At 68.7% G+C, this 21016-nt stretch carries 30 protein-coding genes, 1 tRNA gene and 2 pseudogenes; 24 read left to right on the top strand and 9 right to left on the bottom strand.

What is annotated here, in order from left to right; all coding sequences use genetic code 11:
• The first annotated feature begins 212 nt into the window (after positions 1-212).
• Entirely contained in the window at positions 213-497 is a 285-nt protein-coding gene (locus LPC08_RS23420; RefSeq protein ID WP_230450621.1) for a hypothetical protein, read from the top strand.
• A 28-nt stretch (positions 498-525) separates the two neighbouring features.
• On the opposite strand, the gene LPC08_RS23415 is transcribed toward LPC08_RS23420, so the two are convergent.
• The gene (locus tag LPC08_RS23415) at positions 526-756 is read right to left on the bottom strand and encodes a helix-turn-helix domain-containing protein (protein WP_230453143.1); all 231 of its coding nucleotides are present in this window, start codon (positions 754-756) and stop codon (positions 526-528) included.
• A gap of 139 nt (positions 757-895) precedes the next feature.
• Here LPC08_RS23415 and LPC08_RS23410 point away from each other — a divergent pair, with 139 nt between their 5' ends.
• From LPC08_RS23410 to LPC08_RS23360, 11 genes are all read left to right on the top strand, one after another.
• A complete protein-coding gene (locus tag LPC08_RS23410; RefSeq protein WP_230450620.1) occupies positions 896-1273 on the top strand; it encodes a hypothetical protein in 378 nt (125 codons plus the stop codon).
• Positions 1273-1815, top strand: a complete 543-nt coding sequence (locus tag LPC08_RS23405) for a hypothetical protein (RefSeq protein WP_230449843.1) — start codon at positions 1273-1275, stop codon at positions 1813-1815. The genes LPC08_RS23410 and LPC08_RS23405 overlap by 1 nt, the downstream gene beginning before the upstream one ends.
• Entirely contained in the window at positions 1812-2051 is a 240-nt protein-coding gene (locus tag LPC08_RS23400) for a hypothetical protein (RefSeq protein ID WP_230449844.1), read from the top strand. The genes LPC08_RS23405 and LPC08_RS23400 overlap by 4 nt, the downstream gene beginning before the upstream one ends.
• Before the next feature lie 102 nt (positions 2052-2153).
• Positions 2154-2444 (top strand): hypothetical protein, encoded by a 291-nt coding sequence (locus LPC08_RS23395; protein WP_230450619.1) that lies wholly within the window; start codon positions 2154-2156, stop codon positions 2442-2444.
• Positions 2444-2764, top strand: coding sequence for a hypothetical protein (locus LPC08_RS23390; protein WP_230450618.1), 321 nt, complete (start codon positions 2444-2446; stop codon positions 2762-2764). Before LPC08_RS23395 ends, LPC08_RS23390 begins: the two co-directional genes overlap by 1 nt.
• Entirely contained in the window at positions 2761-4050 is a 1290-nt protein-coding gene (locus LPC08_RS23385; protein ID WP_230450617.1) for a phage major capsid protein, read from the top strand. Before LPC08_RS23390 ends, LPC08_RS23385 begins: the two co-directional genes overlap by 4 nt.
• Positions 4047-4589 carry an HK97 family phage prohead protease gene (locus tag LPC08_RS23380; protein ID WP_230450616.1) on the top strand — a complete coding sequence of 181 codons (543 nt, stop codon included), beginning with the start codon at positions 4047-4049 and terminating at the stop codon, positions 4587-4589. Before LPC08_RS23385 ends, LPC08_RS23380 begins: the two co-directional genes overlap by 4 nt.
• On the top strand, positions 4589-5776 hold the full coding sequence (locus tag LPC08_RS23375; protein ID WP_230450615.1) for a phage portal protein: 1188 nt from the start codon (positions 4589-4591) through the stop codon (positions 5774-5776). Before LPC08_RS23380 ends, LPC08_RS23375 begins: the two co-directional genes overlap by 1 nt.
• Complete coding sequence (locus LPC08_RS23370; protein WP_230450614.1) at positions 5776-6033, top strand: helix-turn-helix transcriptional regulator; 258 nt, start codon at positions 5776-5778, stop codon at positions 6031-6033. Before LPC08_RS23375 ends, LPC08_RS23370 begins: the two co-directional genes overlap by 1 nt.
• Positions 6030-6173, top strand: coding sequence for a hypothetical protein (locus LPC08_RS23365; protein WP_230450613.1), 144 nt, complete (start codon positions 6030-6032; stop codon positions 6171-6173). Before LPC08_RS23370 ends, LPC08_RS23365 begins: the two co-directional genes overlap by 4 nt.
• Before the next feature lie 48 nt (positions 6174-6221).
• Positions 6222-7055: a tyrosine-type recombinase/integrase gene (locus LPC08_RS23360; protein WP_230450612.1), complete on the top strand. Its 834-nt coding sequence runs from the start codon at positions 6222-6224 to the stop codon at positions 7053-7055.
• An 81-nt stretch (positions 7056-7136) separates the two neighbouring features.
• On the opposite strand, the gene LPC08_RS23355 is transcribed toward LPC08_RS23360, so the two are convergent.
• Positions 7137-7212: transfer RNA gene (locus tag LPC08_RS23355), tRNA-Ala, on the bottom strand.
• Positions 7213-7350: 138 nt separating this feature from the next.
• Here LPC08_RS23355 and LPC08_RS23350 point away from each other — a divergent pair.
• From LPC08_RS23350 to LPC08_RS23330, 5 genes are all read left to right on the top strand, one after another.
• On the top strand, positions 7351-7641 hold the full coding sequence (locus LPC08_RS23350; protein WP_230450611.1) for a YggT family protein: 291 nt from the start codon (positions 7351-7353) through the stop codon (positions 7639-7641).
• Positions 7623-7940: a DUF167 domain-containing protein gene (locus LPC08_RS23345; protein WP_230450610.1), complete on the top strand. Its 318-nt coding sequence runs from the start codon at positions 7623-7625 to the stop codon at positions 7938-7940. The genes LPC08_RS23350 and LPC08_RS23345 overlap by 19 nt, the downstream gene beginning before the upstream one ends.
• Positions 7937-8797, top strand: coding sequence for a bifunctional methylenetetrahydrofolate dehydrogenase/methenyltetrahydrofolate cyclohydrolase FolD (gene folD, locus LPC08_RS23340; protein ID WP_230450609.1), 861 nt, complete (start codon positions 7937-7939; stop codon positions 8795-8797). The genes LPC08_RS23345 and folD overlap by 4 nt, the downstream gene beginning before the upstream one ends.
• A 5-nt stretch (positions 8798-8802) precedes the next feature.
• A complete protein-coding gene (locus LPC08_RS23335) occupies positions 8803-9678 on the top strand; it encodes a DMT family transporter (RefSeq protein ID WP_230450608.1) in 876 nt (291 codons plus the stop codon).
• 100 nt (positions 9679-9778) lie between these two features.
• On the top strand, positions 9779-10003 hold the full coding sequence (locus tag LPC08_RS23330) for a hypothetical protein (RefSeq protein WP_230450607.1): 225 nt from the start codon (positions 9779-9781) through the stop codon (positions 10001-10003).
• Positions 10004-10043: 40 nt separating this feature from the next.
• On the opposite strand, the gene LPC08_RS23325 is transcribed toward LPC08_RS23330, so the two are convergent.
• The 5 genes from LPC08_RS23325 to LPC08_RS23305 all read right to left on the bottom strand — a co-directional run bounded on the left by LPC08_RS23325 (position 10044) and on the right by LPC08_RS23305 (position 13554).
• Positions 10044-11279 (bottom strand): argininosuccinate synthase, encoded by a 1236-nt coding sequence (locus LPC08_RS23325; protein WP_230450606.1) that lies wholly within the window; start codon positions 11277-11279, stop codon positions 10044-10046.
• Positions 11280-11388: 109 nt separating this feature from the next.
• Positions 11389-11976 (bottom strand): transposase, encoded by a 588-nt coding sequence (locus tag LPC08_RS23320; protein WP_230450605.1) that lies wholly within the window; start codon positions 11974-11976, stop codon positions 11389-11391.
• 89 nt (positions 11977-12065) lie between these two features.
• Positions 12066-12902 carry an HNH endonuclease gene (locus LPC08_RS23315; RefSeq protein WP_230450604.1) on the bottom strand — a complete coding sequence of 279 codons (837 nt, stop codon included), beginning with the start codon at positions 12900-12902 and terminating at the stop codon, positions 12066-12068.
• Positions 12899-13294, bottom strand: a complete 396-nt coding sequence (locus LPC08_RS23310; protein WP_370643363.1) for a type II toxin-antitoxin system VapC family toxin — start codon at positions 13292-13294, stop codon at positions 12899-12901. The genes LPC08_RS23315 and LPC08_RS23310 overlap by 4 nt, the downstream gene beginning before the upstream one ends.
• A gap of 11 nt (positions 13295-13305) precedes the next feature.
• Positions 13306-13554, bottom strand: coding sequence for an antitoxin (locus LPC08_RS23305; protein WP_230450602.1), 249 nt, complete (start codon positions 13552-13554; stop codon positions 13306-13308).
• Between the two features lie 151 nt (positions 13555-13705).
• Here LPC08_RS23305 and LPC08_RS23300 point away from each other — a divergent pair, with 151 nt between their 5' ends.
• Entirely contained in the window at positions 13706-15001 is a 1296-nt protein-coding gene (locus LPC08_RS23300; RefSeq protein ID WP_230450601.1) for an esterase-like activity of phytase family protein, read from the top strand.
• Between the two features lie 47 nt (positions 15002-15048).
• Entirely contained in the window at positions 15049-15528 is a 480-nt protein-coding gene (locus tag LPC08_RS23295; RefSeq protein WP_230450600.1) for a glutathione peroxidase, read from the top strand.
• A gap of 157 nt (positions 15529-15685) precedes the next feature.
• Here LPC08_RS23295 and rlmN read toward each other — a convergent pair whose 3' ends face one another.
• Together rlmN and LPC08_RS23285 are read right to left on the bottom strand one after the other, a co-directional pair.
• Positions 15686-17017, bottom strand: a complete 1332-nt coding sequence (gene rlmN / locus LPC08_RS23290) for a 23S rRNA (adenine(2503)-C(2))-methyltransferase RlmN (RefSeq protein ID WP_230450599.1) — start codon at positions 17015-17017, stop codon at positions 15686-15688.
• A complete protein-coding gene (locus LPC08_RS23285; RefSeq protein ID WP_230450598.1) occupies positions 17014-17550 on the bottom strand; it encodes an invasion associated locus B family protein in 537 nt (178 codons plus the stop codon). The genes rlmN and LPC08_RS23285 overlap by 4 nt, the downstream gene beginning before the upstream one ends.
• A gap of 154 nt (positions 17551-17704) precedes the next feature.
• Here LPC08_RS23285 and LPC08_RS23280 point away from each other — a divergent pair, with 154 nt between their 5' ends.
• The 5 genes and pseudogenes from LPC08_RS23280 to LPC08_RS26395 form a co-directional block, all read left to right on the top strand.
• Positions 17705-18946, top strand: a complete 1242-nt coding sequence (locus LPC08_RS23280; RefSeq protein WP_230450597.1) for a class I SAM-dependent methyltransferase — start codon at positions 17705-17707, stop codon at positions 18944-18946.
• Between the two features lie 564 nt (positions 18947-19510).
• Positions 19511-19894, top strand: a complete 384-nt coding sequence (locus tag LPC08_RS26330) for a DCL family protein (RefSeq protein ID WP_370643269.1) — start codon at positions 19511-19513, stop codon at positions 19892-19894.
• 6 nt (positions 19895-19900) lie between these two features.
• Positions 19901-20056 (top strand): annotated as a pseudogene (locus LPC08_RS26400) (hypothetical protein); the annotation flags it as partial.
• Positions 20041-20751 (top strand): HamA C-terminal domain-containing protein, encoded by a 711-nt coding sequence (locus LPC08_RS23270; protein WP_230450595.1) that lies wholly within the window; start codon positions 20041-20043, stop codon positions 20749-20751. The pseudogene LPC08_RS26400 and the gene LPC08_RS23270, both read left to right, overlap by 16 nt.
• Positions 20752-20784: 33 nt before the next feature.
• Positions 20785-20994: pseudogene (locus tag LPC08_RS26395) on the top strand (hypothetical protein); the annotation flags it as partial.
• Positions 20995-21016 lie beyond the last annotated feature (22 nt).

The following is a 21016-nucleotide window of genomic DNA, read 5'->3' as shown; positions in this document are numbered from 1 at the left end:
GGAACGAATCGGTTGCGCGTCGTTCCAGACCGTGGAATCAGTGGTTGTGATCGCCACGAGAAAAGGCCGGGGCTGCAATCCCCGGCCTCGTGGCCACCGCAGCGTTGGAACCGCCTGCGGTACCGCGTCTCTTGCGTCCGCAGCTTAAGCGGAAATCCTGCGCGTCGGTCAAGGCGGTTCTGCACCCTCGTTCCAGGAAGGGACGACCGACCATGGCCACGTACATCATCAGTTATGACCTGATGAAAGAAGGCGATGCTTACCGCACAGCATTGAAGAAGCTGACTGACCGCATCGAGAGCACCTTCTCCGTGCGGTGGAAGCCGCTCTTTTCGTATTGGGTCGTTCAATCTGACAAGAGCGCCAAGGAGATTCGAGATAACCTTCAGCAGGTGATCGACTCCAACGACAGGCTTATCGTCGTGAAGAGTGCCCGTGACGCTGCTTGGTGCGGCTTCAGCGACGCTGGCAACAAGTGGCTGCGGGATAACATCTGACCAAGGCACAAGCTGATGGCGCAAGCTGTCAGCTTGTCTTCCTCAACCGCACTCCCGCCCCGCCGCCGTTCTCCGCGATGAACTCTACCCCAGCCGCCTCCAGCGCGGCGCGGATGGCGGAGAGGGTGGCAGGCACAGGCTGGCGACGCCCGGCTTCGAAGTCCTTCACGGTGCTGAGGGACACGCCGGCGGCTTCTGCCAAACGCCCCTGTGACCAATCCACGAGCCCACGAGCGGCACGAGTTTGAGCGGGCAACATTGGTCCAACTAAAATGGTTGACCAGAGCATTCTAGCACGCCAATTTGGTTGGCGTCAGCCTAAACGGCTGGCGGCCGAGCTGCGGGGGTAGGAGCCCGCGCCCGGCCTAACCGCAACCCGCTGAAGGAGTCAGCAGGTCATGGCTGAACACGCCCATAGCACGCCCGCGCCCAGAAGAGAGGCGCGGCACCGTGCCGCGCTATCGAGAAGAGCCCAGCGGGCGGCGCTGGAGAACATCGTCACCCGCGCCCTCGCGATGCTGGACGCCCTGGACGGCGACCCGGACCTGGAGCCGGAGGGGCTGGAGGATGACGACCTGGCCGAGGTGTCGGCCCAGCCTGTGACGCTCGCCGCGGATCGCGTGCCGGCGGTGGTGGTCCGGTTCCCCCGGCGCGGCGGCCAACTCGGCAAATTTGCCGAGTTCTTGGCCAGCCCGGCTTCAAAGTGCAAATTTGCCCTTTGCTCCTCCGGCGCCTTGCCGCCGCCGCCTGCCTTCCGGCCCGAGGGTGGCCGGTGATGGCGACCGCCACCCCAACCGCTGCGGCACCCCGTTGCCGGAAAAACCGGCAACGAAATCAGAGTTCTCGCCACCGTGGCGGAAACTCCCCCACCACCTGCCCGGCTGCCCTGATCGGCCGCGAGCTGGCCGTGCTGAACGCGGCCCACGAGGCGGCCGACGTGGCCGAGCTGGAGGCCAGAAGAGCGAACCAGGGTCCGGCCTCCCTGGCGCACTTGCACCGCAAGGAAGCCATCTGGCCGCGGATCGAGTGCCTGGAGCGGGACATGACCTTCGCCCGCCCCACCAGCCACGAGGGCGCGTTGATGCAGCTGGCTGTGGCCTACGGCGAGGCGAGCGCCCTGACGACCAACCATCTCTCCAAGGACGACCTGCTGGCCCTGGGGCGGCGCCTTGCGCGGCTGCTGTACGGGCTGCGCGGGTTCCTGGAACGGGCGGGTGGCATTGAAGCCGAGGCGCTGGGGGCCGGCTGCTACATGCCCGCCGAGCTGGACCCGCTGCGCGCTCTTGATGCGGCCCGCACCTGGGAGGCCGGCCGATGAGCACTCCTACCCCCAACGCCAAGGATGCCTTCAACGAACTGGACCGCCGCCTGCTGGAGATCGGCAGCGGGCTGCACGCCCTCCAGGAGATCGCCACGACCGGCGACTTCCGGCGAGGCTCGTGCCCCGAGGCCGATCAGTTGCAAGGCGCCATCGAATGGGTGACGGCCCGGCTGATGGAGCAGGTGGTCGCCGCGAACACCTACGCCGAGGAGCAGGCGCGGGCCCAGAGATGACCGATCGGAGGCGGGTGGCCGTGGGGCTGCTCGCCGGAATCAGGGCTTGACAGGTATGCCACGTATGACGTATGACGTGGCATACCTGCTGGAGCCATAGTCGTGACCACTGCCAAGAAGCGAACCACCATCTGGATCGACCCGCCGGTTCTCAAACAACTGAAGCTGATGGGAGTCGATCGCAGTCAGCCCATTGGAAATGTCATCGAGGCCCTGGTGGACTTTGCTGGCATGGGCGATCTCATCAAGGACGAGACCTTCCGGCGTCGCTGGAATGCGCTGCTCGAAACGGCTTTCGCGAACGCAGGTCGCCGCGCTGTCTGGGAAGGTGATCCGCCTGGGGCTGACTTCGACGGCGGCCAGGGCCCATCGGGCGACGACATCGAGGACTGATGCAGCTCTCCTTCACCATTTCGGGTATGGAGCCGTACCAGAAGCCCATTGTGCGCGGCCCCTGGAAGATCCTCGCACGGATGACGGTGGAGGCCGGTCCCTTCCTCTTCGCGGGCGCGACCTTCTCGCTCCGCGACGACGGCACACTCCACATTCGCCTGGGAGTGGCCGGCCGCCAATGTCGCGTCGCCATCCTCGACAGCTCCTTTCGGAGACAGCTCACCCGGGCTGCATCCGACACCTATCGCGCCCTGACGGGCTGCGACCCCGCTGACACGCCTCTCGCGAAGGCATCCTCTACCGCCGAGGTTCCTTCGTGACCCTGCGTGAAATGCTGGAGCGTCGCGCGGCCATCGCCGCCGAGATGCGCTCCCTCAACACTGCTCCTGCCGGCGAGGCAGGCGACCTCTCGGCCGAGCAGCGTACCCGATGGGATGCGCTCAAGGCCGAGCTGGATGCGCTGGAGAGCCGCATCGGCCGCCAGTCCATCGTGGACGACGCCGAGCGCCGCGCCGCCGGCACGCCGGTCCCCGGCACGGGCGACGCCCGCCTGGACGCCGAGATCAGCCGCGTGGGCATCCTCGACGTGATCCGCGCTTCCCTGGGCGGCACCGATCCGGCTGCCGGCCGTGCCCGCGAGGTGTCGACCGAGCTGGAGCGCCGCTCCGGGCGCCGCGCCGAGGGCCTGTTCTGGCACATGGGCGCACCCGCCAACGTCGAGAGCCGCGTCGTCACCACCGCCCTGCCGGCGGGCGGGCCGGGTGGCAACCTGGTGCCGGGCGAGTACCGCGAAGACCTGTTCATCGACCGCCTGCGGACCACCACCCGCGTCCGCGCGCTGGGCGCCACGGTGCTGACTGGCCTGCTGGGCAACATCACCATCCCGCGCCGCAAGGCATCCGTAGTGGCCGGCTGGGTCGCGGAGAATACCGCCCTGGCCTTCTCGGACCCGCAGTTCGACGGCGTGACGCTGACCCCGAAGCACGCGGGCGTCATCACCGAGTACAGCCGCAACATGATCCAGCAGGCGAGCCCGGACGTGGAGCAGCTCGCCCGCAACGACATGGCCCTGGTGCTGGCTGAGACGCTGGACCGCGCGGCCATCGCCGGCAGCGGCGCGGGCGCCGAGCCGCGGGGCATCCTCAACACCTCCGGTATCGGCGGTGTGTCGGCCGGCACCAACGGCGGCGCTCTGACCTTCGACCTGGTGGCCGACCTCCAGGGGCAGGTGGAGGATGCCAACGCGGACGGCGGCTCCATGGGCTTCCTGACCAACACCAGGGTCCGGCGCGCCGCGGCCAAGATGAAGGACGTGTCGGGCTTCCCGCTGGGCGTCCCGATGGTGTTCCAGGGCGCCACGCCCACCGTCACGAACAACGTGCCGTCCAACCTCACCAAGGGCACCGGCACCGGCCTCTCCGCCCTGATCTACGGCAACTGGTCGGACCTCCTCATCGGGGTGTGGTCGGAGCTGGATATCCTGGTGAACCCCTACGCGGCCGATGCCTACGCCAAGGGGAACGTGCAGATCAGGGCGATGATGACGGTGGACGTCGCCGTGCGTCACCCGGAGAGCTTCGCGGCCATCAAGGATATCATCGCGTGAGCGGCGCGGCGCGCTTCCCGGACGGGCTGGAGCGTCGCGCCGCCGCCGAGCTGCGCGCCGCCGGCCGCCGCCTGGAGGGCTACGCCGCGGTGTTCGCGGCCGAGGCCCACATCGGCGGCTTCACCGAGACGATCCGCACCGGCGCCTTCCGGGCGTCGCTGGCCGCCGGGGGCGACGTGCTCGCCCTGGTGGACCACGACCCCGGCCGGCTGCTGGCGCGCACCGCCTCGGGCACGCTGCGGCTCGCGGAGGACACCCGCGGGCTGCACTTCTCCCTGGACGTGCCGGATACTAGCCTGGGGCGCGACATCCTCGCCCTGGCCGAGCGGCGCGACCTGGGCGGCATGTCCTTCTCCTTCCGGGTGAAGGACGAGGCATGGCCCGCGGCCGACAAGCGCGAGCTGCGCGCGGTGGAGCTGCTGGAGGTGTCGGTGGTCCATGCCTGGCCCGCCTATGCCGCCACCACCGTCCAGGCCCGCAGCCGGACCGCCCAGGGCGCCGCGGCAGCCGCCCGCGCCCGCTTCCTGGAGACGCTGTGATGGCTGGCCTCCTCGCCCGCCTGCTGGGCCGGACGGAGAAGCGCGCGGCGCCCCTCTCCGACCCTGCGGGCTATGCCGCGGCCTTCGGCATCCGCCCCACCGCCTCGGGCGTCTACGTCAACGCCCGCCTGGCGGAGAACCTGTCCACCGTCTCGGCCTGCGTCGGCGCGATCAGCTCGACCATGGGCAGCCTGCCGGCCTACGTCTACCGGGTGACGCCTGGCGGGCGGGAGGAGGTGCCGTCGCATCCGGTGGCCCGCCTGATCCGCCGGCCGAACGCGCACCAGACCTGGCCCGACATGATCGAGTGGCTGATGGCGCAGGTGCTGCTGCACGGCAACGCGGTGCTGGCGCTGGAGTACGACGGCGCCGGGCGCATCACCGCGCTGCGGCCGATCCCCTGGGGCAAGCTCCAGCTCTACACCCTGCCGTCCGGACGGCTGGCCTACGACGTGGTGCAGGATGCCGGCGGCGTGCGGCGCTACCTGGCCGACGAGGTGTTCCACCTGCGCGACCGCAGCGACGACGGGCTGATCGGCCGCAGCCGGATCAGCCGCGCGCCGGAGGTGCTGGGCAGCGCCACCGCGCTCCAGGAGTGGACCGGCAGCCTGTGGCAAAACCAGGCGACGCCCTCCGGCTCGGTCACGCATCCCAAGACCCTGAGCGACGATGCAGTGCGACGTCTGCGGGCGCAGATCACAGACAGCATCACCGGCACGCGCAACGCCCGCCGGGTACTGGTGCTGGAAGAGGGCATGGAATGGAAGGCCCTTTCCGTCAGCCCGGAGGACGCCGAGGTGCTGGCGTCGCGGCGCTTCACGGTGGAGGAGCTGTGCCGGCTGTTCCAGGTGCCGCCGCCCATCGTGCAGGACTACACGCACAACACCTTCACCAACTCGCAGCAGGCGGCGCTCTGGTTCGCGCAGTTCAGCCTCACGCCCTGGGCGCGCAAGATCGAGGCGGAGTTCTCCCGCTCCATCTTCGGCACCGGCTCCGACCTGACGCTGGAGGTGGACCTCTCCGGCCTCATGCGCGGCGACTACGAGGCGCGGTGGAAGGCGCACGAGATCGCCGTGCGCAACCAGATCCTCGACCCCAACGAGGTGCGCGAGGTGGAGGGCTGGAACCCGCGGCCGGCGGCGGCGCAGCAGGGCCAGCAGCAGCCGGTGGAGGGCGCGCAGGGCTGATGGCGCACTACGACCACCTGCCGCCCGGCATCCTGCCCTTCCTGGTCGCCCGCGAGGCTGCGGCGGCCCTGGTGGGCGTGTCCTCGACCAAGTTTGACGAGATGGTGGAGGACGGGCGGATGCCGGAGCCGCGGAAGGTGGACGCGCGCACCCTGTGGGACACGGAGGAGCTGCGCGCCGCGTGCCGGCTCCTCCCCCGCCGCGGCGGGAAGGGCAAGGATGGTTCCAACTCCTGGGATCGGGTGCTGGAAGCATGACGCGGATCAAGCTGGACTACATCCACGAGTTCCGGAAAGGGCGGGTGACCTACCGCTACTTCCGCAAGGGGCGGGTGAAGGTGCGGCTGCATGGGCAGCCCGGCAGCGCCGAGTTCATGGCGGCCTATCAGGCGGCCTAGCAGGGCGAGGCGCCCCCCATCGGGCATCGTCGCACGAGGCCCGGCAGCATGGCCGCCCTGGCCGTCTCCTGGTACTCCTCCGCCCGCTTCACCAGCCTGACCGAAGGCAGCCAGGACCGCTATCGGCGCATCTTCGAGGAGCTGCTGAAGGAGCATCGCGACGACGCCGTGGCTGGCCTCCAGCCGGCGCACATTCGCGCCATCGTCTCCCGCCGCGCCAAGACCCCGGCCGCCGCCCGCGCCCTGCTGAACGTGCTGCGGCAGGTGCTGCATCATGCGTTCGACGTCGGGATGCGCGGCGACGTGCCGACCCGTGACGTGCGCCCGCCCCGCTACAAGGCCAAGCCGCACGCGACCTGGACGGAAGAGGACATTGCCGCCTTTGAGGCGAAGCACCCGCTGGGCACCCGCGCCCGCCTAGCGCTGGCTCTGCTGCTCTACACCGGCCAGCGATCCGGCGACGTGATCCGCATGGGTCCGCAGCACGTCCAGGGCGGAGCAATCTTGGTGCGGCAGCAGAAGACGGGGAAGGAGCTGGCGATCCCGAAGCACTCCGAGCTGGAGGAGGCGCTGGCCGCCCATCCCGGCGGGCACCTTGCCTTCCTAATGACGCAGCTCGGCGCCCCCTTCGCATCGCAGACCGCCTTCTACAATTGGTTCCGCCGCTGCGCCGCCGATGCTGGCGTGACTGCGCCGCCCCATGGGTTGCGCAAGGCCACCTGCTGCCGGCTGGCCGAGGCGGGATGCACACCGCACGAGATCAGCTCCATCACCGGGCAGAGCTTGAAGATGGTGGAGCACTACACGCGGGAGGTGAACCAGCGCCGGGTTGCGGCGCGCACGGTGCCCAGGTTGGCGAGGCCGGCCAGGACCGAAACGTGAAAGGGCGTTGGCTACCGGGCGGCCACCCGGTAGCCAACTGGAAGGAAATCTCGATGGATAACAATAGCCTAAGCGAAGCAGTGGTGGAGCTGAGGGGAATCGAACCCCTGACCTCCTCATTGCGAACGAGGCGCTCTCCCAACTGAGCTACAGCCCCATGCCCGCGAAGGCGGGCGGCTTATTGCCCAGTCCTGATGGTCCGTCAAGCGCCCGAACCTCCGGGCCCTGCTTGCCCATGCCGCCCCGGCCCCATACATCGGGACCTCCCCGCCCTGGATTTGGGACAAGGATCGGCATGGCAGCCCTCTTCTGGTTCATCGACCAGCTCATCGGCCTGTACGTCTGGGCGCTGATCATCGCCGCCGTTTTCAGCCTGCTGATGGCCTTCGGTGTGCTGGACAGCCGCAACCGGCTGGTCTGGACCATCGGCGACTTCCTGGAGCGGATCACCGAGCCGGCGCTGCGCCCCATCCGCCGGTTCCTGCCGAATCTGGGCGGCATCGACATCTCGCCCGTCATCCTGATCCTCCTGTTGCAGGCACTGCGCATCTTCATCGCCACCACCCTATGGCCGGCCCTGAACTGACCGCCTGGCGCACCCGCCCCGAGGGGCTGGAGGTGCGGGTACGGGCCCAGCCCAAGGCGAAGCGCCCCGGCATCACCGGCGTGGTCGCCGGGCCGGACGGGCCGCGGCTGCGGGTGGCCGTCTCGGCCGCGCCCACGGACGGCAAGGCCAATGCCGCGGTGATCGCGGCCCTGTCCAAGGCGCTGGGCGTCCCGCCCTCTGCCGTCACGCTCACCGCCGGCGCCGCCGCGCGGGAGAAGACCCTGGTGGCGCGCGGCGATCCGGCTGCGCTCGCCGCCGCACTGGAGAGCTTCGCATGACCGCCCGGCTGATCGACGGCAAGGCCCTGGCCGCGCGGCGGCGTGCCGCCCTGGCCGAACGCGTCGCCGCCCTGCCCTTCCGCCCCGGGCTGCGCGTGGTGCGCGTCGGCGAGGACCCGGCCAGCGGCGTGTACGTCCGCAACAAGGACCGCGCCGCCCGCGAGGCGGGGCTGGAGAGCGAGACCCTGCACCTGCCGGAGGCGACGACCGAGCCGGAGCTGCTCGCCCTGGTGCGCCGGCTGAACGACGACCCGGCGGTGGACGGCATCCTCGTCCAACTGCCGCTGCCCGCGCATATCCGCACCGAGGCGGTGCTGGACGCTATCGACCCGGCCAAGGACGTGGACGGCTTCCACCCGGTCAACCAGGGGGCGCTGGCCCTCGGGCGGCCCGGCCTGGTGCCCTGCACCCCCCGCGGCGTCATGCTGCTGCTGGAGGAGGCGGGCGTCTCCCCCCGCGGGGCGCGGGCCGTGGTGGTCGGGCGCAGCACCATCGTCGGCAAGCCCGCCGCCCTGCTGCTGCTGGGGGGGGACGCCACCGTGACCGTCGCGCATTCCCGCACCCGCGACCTCGCCGCCGAATGCCGACGGGCGGAGATCCTCGTCGCCGCCGTGGGCCGCGCGGAGATGATCCGCGGCGACTGGGTGGCACCCGGCGCCACGGTGATCGACGTGGGCATCAACCGCACCGCCGAGGGCAGGCTGGTCGGCGACGTCGCCTTCGCCGAGGCGCTGCCGCATGCCGGCGCCATCACCCCCGTCCCCGGCGGGGTGGGGCCGATGACCATCGCCTGCCTGCTGGAGAACACCGTCCAAGCCGCCCTGGCCAGACGCGCCCCCACCAGACAGGGGGGCTGACCGCCATGCGGCCAGCCGATCTGGGGCTGGTCGCCCTGTTCGTCGTCATCTGGGGCCTGGCCTTCAACAGCGCCAAGGTGGTGGTGCTGGAATGGACGCCGCTCTGGGCGCTGGCCATCCGCTTCGCCCTCACCGCACCGCTGCTCCTCGGCCTGATGCTGGCCTTCCGCCAGCGGCTGCCGCGCGGCGGCGATCTCGTCCGCGTCGGGCTGCTGGGGCTGGTGGGGACGGGCGGCTACCTCGCCCTGTCCTGGATGGGCATGGCGCGCATCCCCTCCGGCCTCGTGGCCGTCATCACCGCCGCCTCGCCGCTCTTCGTGGCGCTCGGCGAGGTCACGCTGTTCGGCCGCCGCCTCGGGCCCGCCGCCTGGGCCGGGCTGGGCCTGGGCTGGGCGGGCGTCGCACTGCTGGGCGGGGCGCGGGTGGCCGGCGGGCTGCATGCGGGCGAGGGGCTGGGCTTCCTCTTCGCCCTGCTCGGCGCCGCGTCCCAGGCGGCGGGGCTGCTGGTCTTCGCCCCGGCGCGCGGGCGGGTGGACCTCTGGGCCGCCACCTTCGGCCAGAGCCTGGTCAGCGCCCTGCTGCTGCTGCCCCTCGCCCTGCTGATCGAGGGCGCGCCGCCGCAGCACGCCGCCCCGGCCACGCTCGCCAGCCTCGTCTTCACCATCCTGGTGGTGGGGGTGGGCGGCTATGCCCTGCTGTTCGTGATGCTGCGCCGATTCCCGCCCAGCACCGCCGCCGCGCTGCAGCTCCTGGCGCCGCCGGTCGCGGCGCTGATCGGCTGGGGGTTCCTGGGCGAGGTGCTGGGCTGGGCCGACCTGATCGGCGGCGCGATCACCCTGGCCGGGCTGATGCTGCTGTTCCGCTCGCGCCGGGCGGGCTGAGGAAAGGGGCGTCGCGTTCACCGGCGATTCAGCTTCGTCGCGTGAAATGAGACACGTCCCGCCAGGATGGCGGACCCGAACGCCCCGGAGGTCCCCCGCCGTGCCCGCTCTCGCCGCCCCTGCCCCGTCCTCATCTCCGCTGGACCTGATGGTCCAGACCCTCGCCACCCTGCCGCGCGGCGCGCTGTGGCGGGTGCTGCTGGTGCTCAGCCTCGTGCTGCTGGCCCTGCCGATGCTCCAGATGGCGCTGACGGAGGTCGGCCTGCGCCTCAGCGGCGGGGCGTTCCGGCATCTCTGGCCGGTTTCCGTCCCGCCCGCGTTGTAAGGGACGGCGGGGCGGCCAGCCGGCGCCGCCCCGCGCCGCATTACAGCGCGCCGCCCTTGCGGCCGGCCATCGCGCCGAGGCGCAGGCGCAGCGCCTGGAGCTTGATGAAGCCCTGGGCGTCCACCTGGTCGTAGGCGCCCTGGTCGTCCTCGAAGGTCACGTGCTTCATCGAGTACAGGCTGTCCGGCGAGCGGCGGCCGGTGACGATCACGTTGCCCTTGTAGAGCTTCAGCCGCACCTCGCCGTTCACGCTGTGCTGGCTCTGGTCCACCAGCGCCTGCAGCATCCGGCGCTCCGGCGAGAACCAGAAGCCGTTGTAGACCAGCTCCGCATAGCGCGGCATCAGGCTGTCCTTGAGGTGCGCCGCCTCGCGGTCCAGCGTGATGCTCTCCATCGCGCGGTGCGCCGTGTAGAGGATGGTGCCGCCCGGGGTCTCGTAGCAGCCGCGGGACTTCATGCCCACGAAGCGGTTCTCCACCAGGTCGAGCCGGCCGATGCCGTTCTCCTTGCCCAGGGCGTTCAGCTTCGTGAGCATCGCGGCGGGCGACAGCGTCTCGCCGTTGATCGCCACCGGGTCGCCGTGCGCGAACTGGATCACGATCTCCGTCGCCTTGTCCGGCGCCGCCTCGGGGCTGATCGTGCGCTGCCAGACGACCTCCGGCGGCTCGTCCCACGGCTCCTCCAGCACCTTGCCCTCGCTGCTGCTGTGCAGGAGGTTGGCGTCCACGCTGAACGGGGCCTCGCCGCGCTTGTCCTTGGCGATGGGGATCTGGTGCTGCTCGGCGAACTCGATCAGCCGGGTGCGGCTGGTCAGGTCCCATTCGCGCCAGGGGGCGATCACCTTCACGTCCGGCTTGAGCGCGTAGTAGGCGATCTCGAAGCGGACCTGGTCGTTGCCCTTGCCGGTCGCGCCATGCGCCACCGCGTCGGCGCCGACGGCCTCGGCGATCTCGATCTGGCGCTTGGCGATCAGCGGGCGGGCGATCGAGGTGCCCAGCAGGTACATGCCCTCGTACAGGGCGTTCATGCGGAACATCGGGAAGACGAAGTCGCGGACGAACTCCTCGCGGAGGTCGTCCATGAAGATGTTCTCCTCCTTGATGCCCAGCAGCTTCGCCTTGTCGCGGGCCGGGCCCAGCTCCTCGCCCTGGCCGAGGTCGGCGGTGAAGGTCACCACCTCCGCCCGGTAGGTCGTCTGGAGCCACTTCAGGATCACGGAGGTGTCGAGCCCGCCCGAATAGGCGAGCACCACCTTCTTCACGTCTTTCACCGCCATGGCGCGGGGGCCCTTTCACCGGAATGCCGCATGGATGTGCCGCAGCGATTCGGCGCGGACAAGCCGCAAGCGGGCATGGCGGGGGCGGGGTTTCCCGGGGGGCGGCGGGTCATGGCCAGGCGAGCCGGACGGAGCGGCGGATGCGGGCGCGGCCGGCGGCGGCGCGATGAAGGGCGGCGAGCGCCCGCAGCGCGTCGCGGGCGGGACGCGGCAGGCGGGTGGCGGATTCGGCCGCCGGAACCGGGGTGCGGCGCAGGGTTTCGGACAAAACCGGGTCGGGGAGCAGCCAGGGCGGGGCGTCGAGCGCGGTGCGGAAGCCCAGGCGGCGGATCAGGACGAGGAGGCGGAAGCCGCCCAGCCGCGCGGCGCGGCGGGTGGCGCGGCAGATGGCGTATTCGAGGGTGCGGAGGGGGTGGTCCGGGGCGGCGTCCGCCAGGGCCTCCAGCAGGCGGTGCCAGAGGCCGGCATGGGTGAGGCGGCGGAAGAAGCGGGAGACGGTGTCGGGGCAGCCGTGTTCGGGCGGGAGGTCGCGCCAGGGGGCGGCGCGGGTGTGGGTGAGGTGGAAGATGGTGTCCATGCGGGCGCGGAGGTCGGAGACCCGGCGCCCCTGGGGGGCACGCGGGAGGAGGTAGGGGAGGAGGGCGTGGAACTGGAGGTCGGTGAGCGGGGTCCAGGGGGTGGGTGGGGTGAGGGGCATGGGGCAGGCTCCGCGAACGAGCAGCAAGAATTCTAATAGGTATTTATTCCTTTGTCAAGGAAAATTGCCCCTTTACTACAATTTCCCAGCTAAGTTTGTCGCTGCCGTTCTGCAAAGCGAGGTCCATAGTGCACGTCACGGTGGCAGTTGGGACAAAGCGCTTCAACATTGTCTAAATGATCAAGACCTCCTTCGGCAAGTGGCTTAATATGATGCACCTCTAAGTAAGGGGACCCATTAGTCGCTCGCCTAAACGGAGCCTGCCTCCCACAACCTTCGCAGATTCCCTGAGCTCGATAAAGTGCCTCAGCAATAACATCTGGGTCACGATCAAATGCTGTCACAAGCACTGTAATTTTCTGAGGCGGCTGAATATTGCTACTTTTAGCCTGAAGTCTAGCTATTCTTACCTCTCTCCGATCCATCTCAGAAGATCGGACAGCCTTTGTCAACGCCGATTCCAGTTCATAGAGAAATAGATGCCCCTCGCCAGAAAGATTCTCGGCAAAAATTTCTGATCCCACTCTCAACATCTTCTCAAAGTGCAGGAGTACTATTTTACTAGCATCGCTTTCGCCTACATTAAGTTGACTGACAGAATAAATAACAACTATAACAGACGTTGCAGGACCTCTCCTAAGAATCTTGATCTCCCGACCGGGAAATTCAGAGCTAAGCTTATTTATTAAATTTTTGCGAACAGCTTCAAATTTTTGCCTGCCTCCATTTTCATCTACAAAACAAAAAGAAATATCAATGCCAGATTCTGGCCGAAAATCCATACTCGGAAAAATGCAGTCGAGGTAGTTTATTATATAAGCATAGCGCCTCCCCCTATCTGGAATTTTTAGAATAAGATCGGGGAATTTTTGATGTGCATCGAACAACATTTTCGTTGATTGCAGGGCCTTATAAAGATCAATCATCCCGAGGTCTCCATCCAATTCTCCGCATTCAATCCTGGGACCCGCACAAACTCTCCCAGATTCGCTGTCACCACTGTAGCTCCCAACGCACTAGCATGAGCGGCGATCAGCAGATCATTCCCCCCAATCGGCCTCCCTGCCGCTTCCAACTCCGCCCGTAGCGTGCCGTAAGCTTCATCCGCCGGAGCGTCGAACGGAAGCACCGGCACCTCCGCCAGGAACTGCGCGACGCGGCGCGTCAGCTTCGGCGAACCCTTGCGGGCGCAGCCATAGCGAAGCTCCGCCGCGACGATGACGCTGACGCACACTGCATCCCCCTCGGCGCGCGCACGCTGCGCGGCAGCCCCCAACGGGTTCCGGATGATGTCGCTGACGATGTTGGTATCCAGCATGTAGCGCACGGTCAGAAGACATCCTTCGGCGCCAGGGGCAGGTCCTCGGGCTCCGGAAGCTCCTCGTCCAGCGGCTCCCAGCTATCCAGCAGGGCGGCGAGTCCCCGGCGGCGCACCGGCTCGATGATCAACCGGTCGCCATCGCGGGTGATGATCGCCTCCTCCCCCGGAAGCTCGAACTCCACCGGGATGCGGATGGCCTGATTGCGATTGTTGCGGAACAGGCGGACCTGACGCGAGGCTGGGGCAGGCGAGGGCATGGCGGACCTCTTCGGGGTATGTCATCGACATATGCCATACGAAGGTTGCCCAATTCCAGCGCAAAGCCTTGTCACCCAACCGTCACGCTCACCCCACCCCTCCCCTGCTAGCAGCCGCCCCCGACCTTCCGCCCTTTCGGACCCCCACCGCATGCGCCCTCTCCCCCTCGCCACCCTCCTCCTGGGCCTCACCGCCCTCCCCGCCCTCGCCCAGCCCCGCATCACCATCCTGGACAGCCAGGACGCGAACCTGACCCTGGGCGAGGTCACCTCCCCCGGCGGCAAGATCATGCGCTTCACGGTGGGCATCGGCAGCGCCGCGCACCGCCGCCCGACCGACCCGGCGGACATCGTCCATACGCTCTCCGACCGCGGCCCGAACTTCACCTGTGCGGAGGCGCCGGAGATCACCGGCCTCCCGCGCGACCGCATCTGCGCCGCCGACCGCAACGGGCGCGTCTACCCCACGCCGGGCTACAGCCCGACGCTCTACGGCGTGCGGCTGGACGAGGCGAACCGCACCTTCCACGTCTTCGACGCCATCGCCGTGAAGGACCGCGACGGCCGGCCGGTGACGGGCCTGACCAACCCGCTCCCCGGCCGGACGGAGACGCCGATCGACGCCGCCGGGAACCGGCTCGACTTCGACCCGAACGCGATCGACGCGGAGGGGCTGTTCCGCGCCCCGGACGGCACGCTCTGGGTGGGGGAGGAGAACGCGCCCTCCGTCGTCCACATCGCCGCCGACGGCCGCATCCTGCGCCGCTACGTCCCCGCGGGGACCGAGGGTGAGCTGGCCGGCGCGCACTACGAGGTCGCGGGCACGCTGCCGGCGATCCTGGCGAAGCGGCAGAGCAACCGGGGGATCGAGAGCCTGACGGCGCCGCCGGACGGCTCCGCGCTCTACGTCATGGTGCAGAACCCGCTGGCCAACCCGGACGCGGCCGCCTTCCGCGATGCGCGCAACAGCCGGCTGCTGCGGATCGACCCCGCGACGGGCCAGGCGACGGGCGAGTGGGTCTACCAGCTCGACGACCCGCGCAGCTTCCGCCTGGACCCGTCGGCGCGGCAGAGCGACCCGCGCATCAGCGAGATGACCTGGCTGGGCCCGAATCGCCTCCTCGTCCTGGAGCGGACGGACGGGACGACGAAGCTCTACGAGGTGAAGCTGGATGCGGGTGCCACGGACATCCTGAACAGCCGCTGGGACGATGCGGCGACGCGCCCGACGCTGGAGCAGTCGAACGACCTGGCCGGCACGGGCGTGGTGCCGCTGGCCAAGCGGCTGGTCCTCGACACGGCGGACCACCCGGAGCTGCCGGTGAAGCTGGAGGGGATGGCGATCCTGCCGGACGACACGCTGCTGCTCATCAACGACGACGATTTCGGCATCACCGGCCAGCGGACGCGGATCGTGCTGGTGCGGGGCCTCGGGCTGACGAACTGACGCGCCGCCGCTACCCTTCCGTGCCGGATGGTGCGGAAGGGCGCGGCATGGCCGATATCGGGGATTTCACGGCGCTCGCGCTGGACGGACACGAGGTGTCGCTGGCCGATTATGGCGGCCAGGTGCTGCTGGTGGTGAACGTCGCCAGCAAATGCGGCTTCACCCCGCAATACGAGGGGCTGGAGGCGCTGTACCGCAAGCTGCACCCGCGCGGCTTCACGGTGCTGGGCTTCCCCTGCAACCAGTTCGGCGGGCAGGAGCCGGGGGATGCGGAGGAGATCGCCCGCTTCTGCGTCTCGAACTATCGCGTCACCTTCCCGCTCTTCGCCAAGGTGGAGGTGAACGGGCCGGACGCGCACCCGCTGTTCCGCTGGCTGAAGGGGGAGCGGAAGGGCGTGCTGGGGACCGAGGCGATCAAGTGGAACTTCACCAAGTTCCTGATCGGCCGCGACGGGCAGGTGGTGGACCGCTTCGCGCCGACGACGAAGCCGGCCGAGATCGAGGGGCGGATCGAGGCGTTGCTGTAAAAGGAGAAGTCTCGGGGGAGTGAACTCCCCCGAATCCCCCGCCTTCTTTCAGGAGTCCGCCCAAGGCCGCACGGGGTCGCCAGAGGGCGCAGGTCCCGTCACCCGCGGACTCCCGAAAAAGGGAGGGGGTTTGGGGGAGGTCACTCCCCCAACCTTCCTACGCCGCCGGCCGGCGCCGCGCCCGCTCGCTCTCCGTCTTGAGCTGCCCGCAGGCGGCCAGGATGTCGCGCCCGCGCGGGCGGCGGACGGGGCTGGCATAGCCGGCATCGTTGACGATGGCCGCGAAGCGTTCGATCGCCGGCCCCCGACTGGTCTGGTAGGGGCTGCCGGGCCAGGGGTTGAAGGGGATCAGGTTCACCTTGGCCGGCAGGCCGCGGAGGAGGCGGACCAGCTCCCGCGCATCCGCCTCGCCGTCGTTCACGCCGTCGAGCATGACGTATTCGAAGGTGATGCGGCGGGAGTTGCTGGCGCGGGGATAGCGGCGGCAGGCGGCCATCAGCTCGGCGATGGGGTACTTGCGGTTCAGCGGCACGATCTCGTCGCGCAGATCGTCGCGCACGGCATGCAGCGAGACGGCGAGGTTCACGCCCAGCTCCTCCCCTGCCCGGTCCATCATGGGGACGACGCCGGAGGTGGAGAGGGTGATGCGCCGTCGGGACAGGCCGATGCCCTCGTGGTCCATGATGATCTTCAGGGCCTTGGCAACGTTCTCGTAGTTGTAGAGCGGCTCGCCCATGCCCATGACGACGATGTTGGACAGCAGGCGGGGCGAGGGGTCGTCTTCGCCATCCCCTGGGCCGTCCTCACCCTCGGCCGCGTTGCCGCGCCGGGTGGGCGCGAGACCGCCGGCCTTGCGCGCGGGGTCGCCGCCCTGCCACCCCTTCTGGCCGGGCCATTCGCCGTAGGAATCGCGCGCCGCCATGAACTGGCCGACGATCTCGGCCGCGCCCAGGTTGCGCACCAGCTTCTGCGTGCCGGTGTGGCAGAAGCGACAGGAGAGCGTGCAGCCGACCTGGGTGGAGATGCACACCGCGCCCCGGTCGGTCTCGGGGATGTAGACCGTCTCCACCTGCTGCCCGTCGCGGAAGCCGAACAGCCACTTGCGGGTGCCGTCGCGACTCGTCTGCTCGGTGGTCACGCCCGGGCGGCCGATGACGAAGCGCTCGGCCAGACGCGCCTGCATCGGCTTGGCGATGGTGGTCATGCGGGCGAAGTCGCGCTCGCCCTGGTGGTAGATCCAGTGCCAGAGCTGCTTGGCGCGGAAGGGCTTCTCGCCCATCGCCACCATCTCCGCCGCCAGCTCCTCGCGCGACAGGCCCACCAGGTCGCGGCGGCCGTCCGGCAGGGTGGCCGGGGGCGGGGCGAAGAGGGCGGACTTGGCCAGGATGCGTGCCGCCTCGCCCGCGTCCAGCAGGGGCGGGAGGGCCGGCGCGGCGGCCCCCCCGGCCGGGATCGGGACGGCGGGCCGCGGGGCGGCGGGGTCGCTCATCGGCGCGCCGGGCACTCGCGCGAGATCGCCTCGTAGGCGGCGCTGAAGCCCATCAGGGAGAAGGTGTCCGTGGTCGCGCCCTTGCCCTGCGGACCGGGGCTGCGGAAGACCACGTCGCGGCCGTTGCGGAAGGCCGCCACCGCGGCGCCGCCATTCTGGGCGAAGGCGTTGGTGCCGGCGCCGTAGAAGGACAGGTCGTTGGACCCGACCGAGGCCTCGACCGTGGTCTCCCGCCGGTCGGCGTTGCGCGGGAAGGAGAAGCCGAGCGAGGCGGCGACCTGGTCGCGCCCCTGGGGGCGATGGGTGACGGTCAGGATCACGTTCTGGCGGGGCCCGCCGCCCTCGGTCTTGGTGGCGCGGGTGAAGGCGTAGCAGACCTTCTGGCCCCCTTCCTGGTGCGTCGCGGCGGTCCAGTTCTGCGAGATGCCGAGCCGCTGCGGGCCGGGCTGGCCTCCCTGGGCAGGCCGGTTCGCCTGGGCATTGGCCACGACAGGCAGGAGCAGGGCGAGGAGGGCGGGAAGGGCGCGCTTCATGGCGCCGCAGATAAGACCCCGAAGCAGTCGGCTTCAACCGTCCATTGTCCCGGGGAGAGTCTCGCCGGGTGCGGGGCTGGCCCGCCGGGCCCCGGAATTCCGGCCGGCCAGGGGGCGGCTGACGCGGCGGCGCGTCTGGCCTATGCAGCCGGCCATGCAGGACGACCGGGACCGGCAGCTCGCCGCGCAATACGACCGCTACCCCTACCCGGCCCGCGACCCGGCGGAGGAGGCGAGGCGGCTGATCGTCGGCAGCCCCTCCCACCTGCGGGAGGTGGATCACTGGGTCTTCGGCGCCCGCCGGCCCGCCACGCAACCGCTCCGCGCCCTGGTGGCGGGGGGCGGGTCGGGGGACGGCACGATCATGCTGGCGCAGCAGATGGCCAGCCTCGGCCGCCCGGGAGAGGTGGTCTGGCTCGACCGCTCCGCCGCCGCCCGCAAGGTGGCGGAGGCCCGGGCGGCGAAGCGGTCCCTGGGCAACATCCGCTTCGTGGAGGGCTCGATCCTCGATCTGCCGGACCCGGCGCTCGGCCTGTTCGACTACATCGACTGCTGCGGCGTGCTGCACCACCTGCCCGACCCGGCCGCCGGGCTGCGCGCGCTCGCCGCCAGCCTCGCCCCGGGCGGCGGGATCGGGCTGATGGTCTATGCCCCGCATGGCCGCACGGGCGTCTACATGCTCCAGGACGCCCTGCGCCGCCTGACCCCGCCCGAGGAGGCGCCGGCGAAGCGGGTGGAGGTCGCGAAGCGCCTCTGGCGGCACCTGCCGGAGACCGCCTGGCTGCGCCGCAACCCCTGGATCACCGACCACCTGGAGGGCGGGGATGCCGGGCTCTACGACCTGCTGCTGAACCCGCGCGACGTCGCCTATACCGTCCCCCAGCTCGCCGGCCTGATCGCGGGGGCCGGCCTGACCCTGCGCTGCCTGGTGGAGCCGGTGCGCTACGACCCGGACCGCTACCTCCCCGACCCGCGCCTGCGCGAGCGCACCGCCGGGATGGGCCTGATCGACCGCGCCGCCCTGGCCGAGGCGATGACCGGCAACATGGGCGTGCACATCGCCTACGCGACCCGCGACACCGCCCCCGAGCCGCGCTGGGACGATCCGGACTCGGTCCCCGTGCTGCGAGAGCTGGACGGCCCGGCCCTGGCACGGGGGCTGCCGCGCGACGGGACCCTGGTCGTCACCTTCGACGGCATCCGCCTCCAGCTCCCCCTCCCACGCCTCGCCGCCGGGCTGCTGTCGCGGGTGGATGGCCGGCGCAGCCTGGGGGCGATCCTGGACGAGGTAGTGGCCGCCGGCGCGTCGCGGGAGCAGGCGGTGCGCGACTGGGCCGCGCTGCGGGCGACGATGGAGCCGATGAACCGCCTGCTGCTCGGGGCGCGGGTGGGATGATGTAGGATACGGTGGGTTAGGCGGTGCCGGAAAAGGCGCTGGCTCCCCCTCGACCGAGAGCAGGGCCCCTAAAGGCTTGTGGACTTTGCTCCCAACTTCTCTGAAGCTCATACTCGGTGCTGCTAGGTCTGGCTCTGGCCGATAGCGACACATTCTCCCCCGAGGAGGAAACCCGAGAAGGCGGACATTCTCCACCGAAGTGGTAAGGTAGGCGGATGAAGTGAGCATTGCGAACATGGAATGAAAGCGGCACCGCAGGCCGGAGGCTCCTGAATTTACAGCGGCTTATGCGCCAAATGATGCGAGAAGAACGAGTTCGCGCCAAGCTAGGCCAGTTGCTGGCAACGGCGTGAACGCGGCTCGTTGCGGGATGTGGCACTCACAGAAATAGGCCGATGAGATCGGGAGCTAGTGGTCGGGAAAGCTCTCCTCGTTGATGATGCCATCCAGGGTGCCGATCACGTCCCTCATCTCCTGGAAAAGCGTGCACAGCTCAACAGTTTTCGGCAAAGGTTCAGAACTGTAAGATGAGGGTGACGGATTCATCGGGAGCTAGGCATCGCGATGGCGCAAGGCCGGCAGTTCTTTTTCTGCATGGGTTCACGAAGAGTGGGACACGCCATGCCAAGAAGAAAGTCGGCAGTGCTTAAGATAAGGATGTTTAAAAGTCAGAAAGAGGCGACGGAGTTTTTCCGAGAAATGTTGAGCCGTTACCGGCCCAAGCAGCGCGCTTCCGATATTGATGACGCCGACTTGGCTACGCTCCTTGTGAGGCAGGCCGCGCACGCCAAGAAAGTCGGCATCGGGATCGACCACTTCGAGGTGATGAGCGCAGAGCTCGGAACGCAGTGCTTCCAACTCGTTCGCACTGATGGGACCGAAGAAGATTTTTCGTATTCGCATCGTATCGCGGCTCCGCAAGCAGGCGATAGTTCACAGTTGCGGTAATCCGGGATGCCTAGTCCCTCTATGCCACCGGCTCTGCTGCGCGCCATTGTGAAGCGCGTAGAAGACGTGCCTGGGCTCGCGGGCGTCTGTGCGGGATTCGAGGCGGGCGAGTGGCGCTATGACCAGTTGGCTGAGCATATCATCGAATGGCTGCCCGAGTTCGCGCTCAACGAGCGGGAGTTCAATGCGCTGAGCGGCGTCAACGCCCGCGCGCGCTCCGCGCGGCAGCCGAGACGATCTACAAATCCGCCAAGTACACTACACGAGGCGAGGTTGGTGAGATACTGCTCCACGCCATCATCCGTCAGGAGTTCGGTTCAGTCCCGGCGATCAGTAAGGTGTTCTTTAAGGATGCCCCTAATGACACGGTGAAAGGTTTTGACGCCGTTCACGTTGTGGAGGCTGCGGACGGCCTGGAACTCTGGCTGGGAGAGGTGAAGCTCTACCAGGACGTAGCAAGTGCCGTACGGGACATTGTCGATGAGCTGAATCAGCACACTCGCATTCCCTACCTTCGATCCGAGTTCGCTGCGATCTGGCGCAAGGTCGACCAAGACCACCCGCATCGTCCCGCGCTCGAGCGACTTCTGGCCGGCAATGTCACTATGGACGAGGTGTTCGAGCGGCTCTGCATCCCCGTGCTTCTCACCTATGACAGCGCCACTCTTGCCGTCCACAGACGTACTAACGCCACCTACGAGACAGCAATAACGGCAGAGTTTGAGAAGCATCACCAGCGATTTTGTAACGCAAGTCTGCCTGCCGAGATCAAAATCATCCTGATCCTGCTTCCAATGAATAATAAGGCGAAGCTGCTGGAGCGCTTTGATGCGAAGCTCAAGGGGATGATGACATGACTCTCGACGAGACGCGGGACGCGGGACGCGCTCGATGCCCCATCCCGAACGCCTGCGCAAGCTTTCGCCATCCTCCAGTCGATTGCTCACCAACTCGGCCAGAAGCAGGAAGACGCAGCGGCGCAGTTGCTCCTCATCCGCGCACTGGAGCACCGTGATGACTTCGCCAGCTGCTCGGGGCTGCTCAATGCCTTGCTGCGGGAGACCGGACTCTATCCTTATGCTGAGCCGAATGAGCTATCCGCCCGGGACCGCTTAGCGTTCG

Origin of the sequence: Roseomonas sp. OT10 (assembly GCF_020991085.1) — a bacterium.
Lineage (GTDB): Bacteria > Pseudomonadota > Alphaproteobacteria > Acetobacterales > Acetobacteraceae > Roseomonas > Roseomonas cutis.
This window is presented reverse-complemented; position numbering and strand designations above follow the sequence as displayed.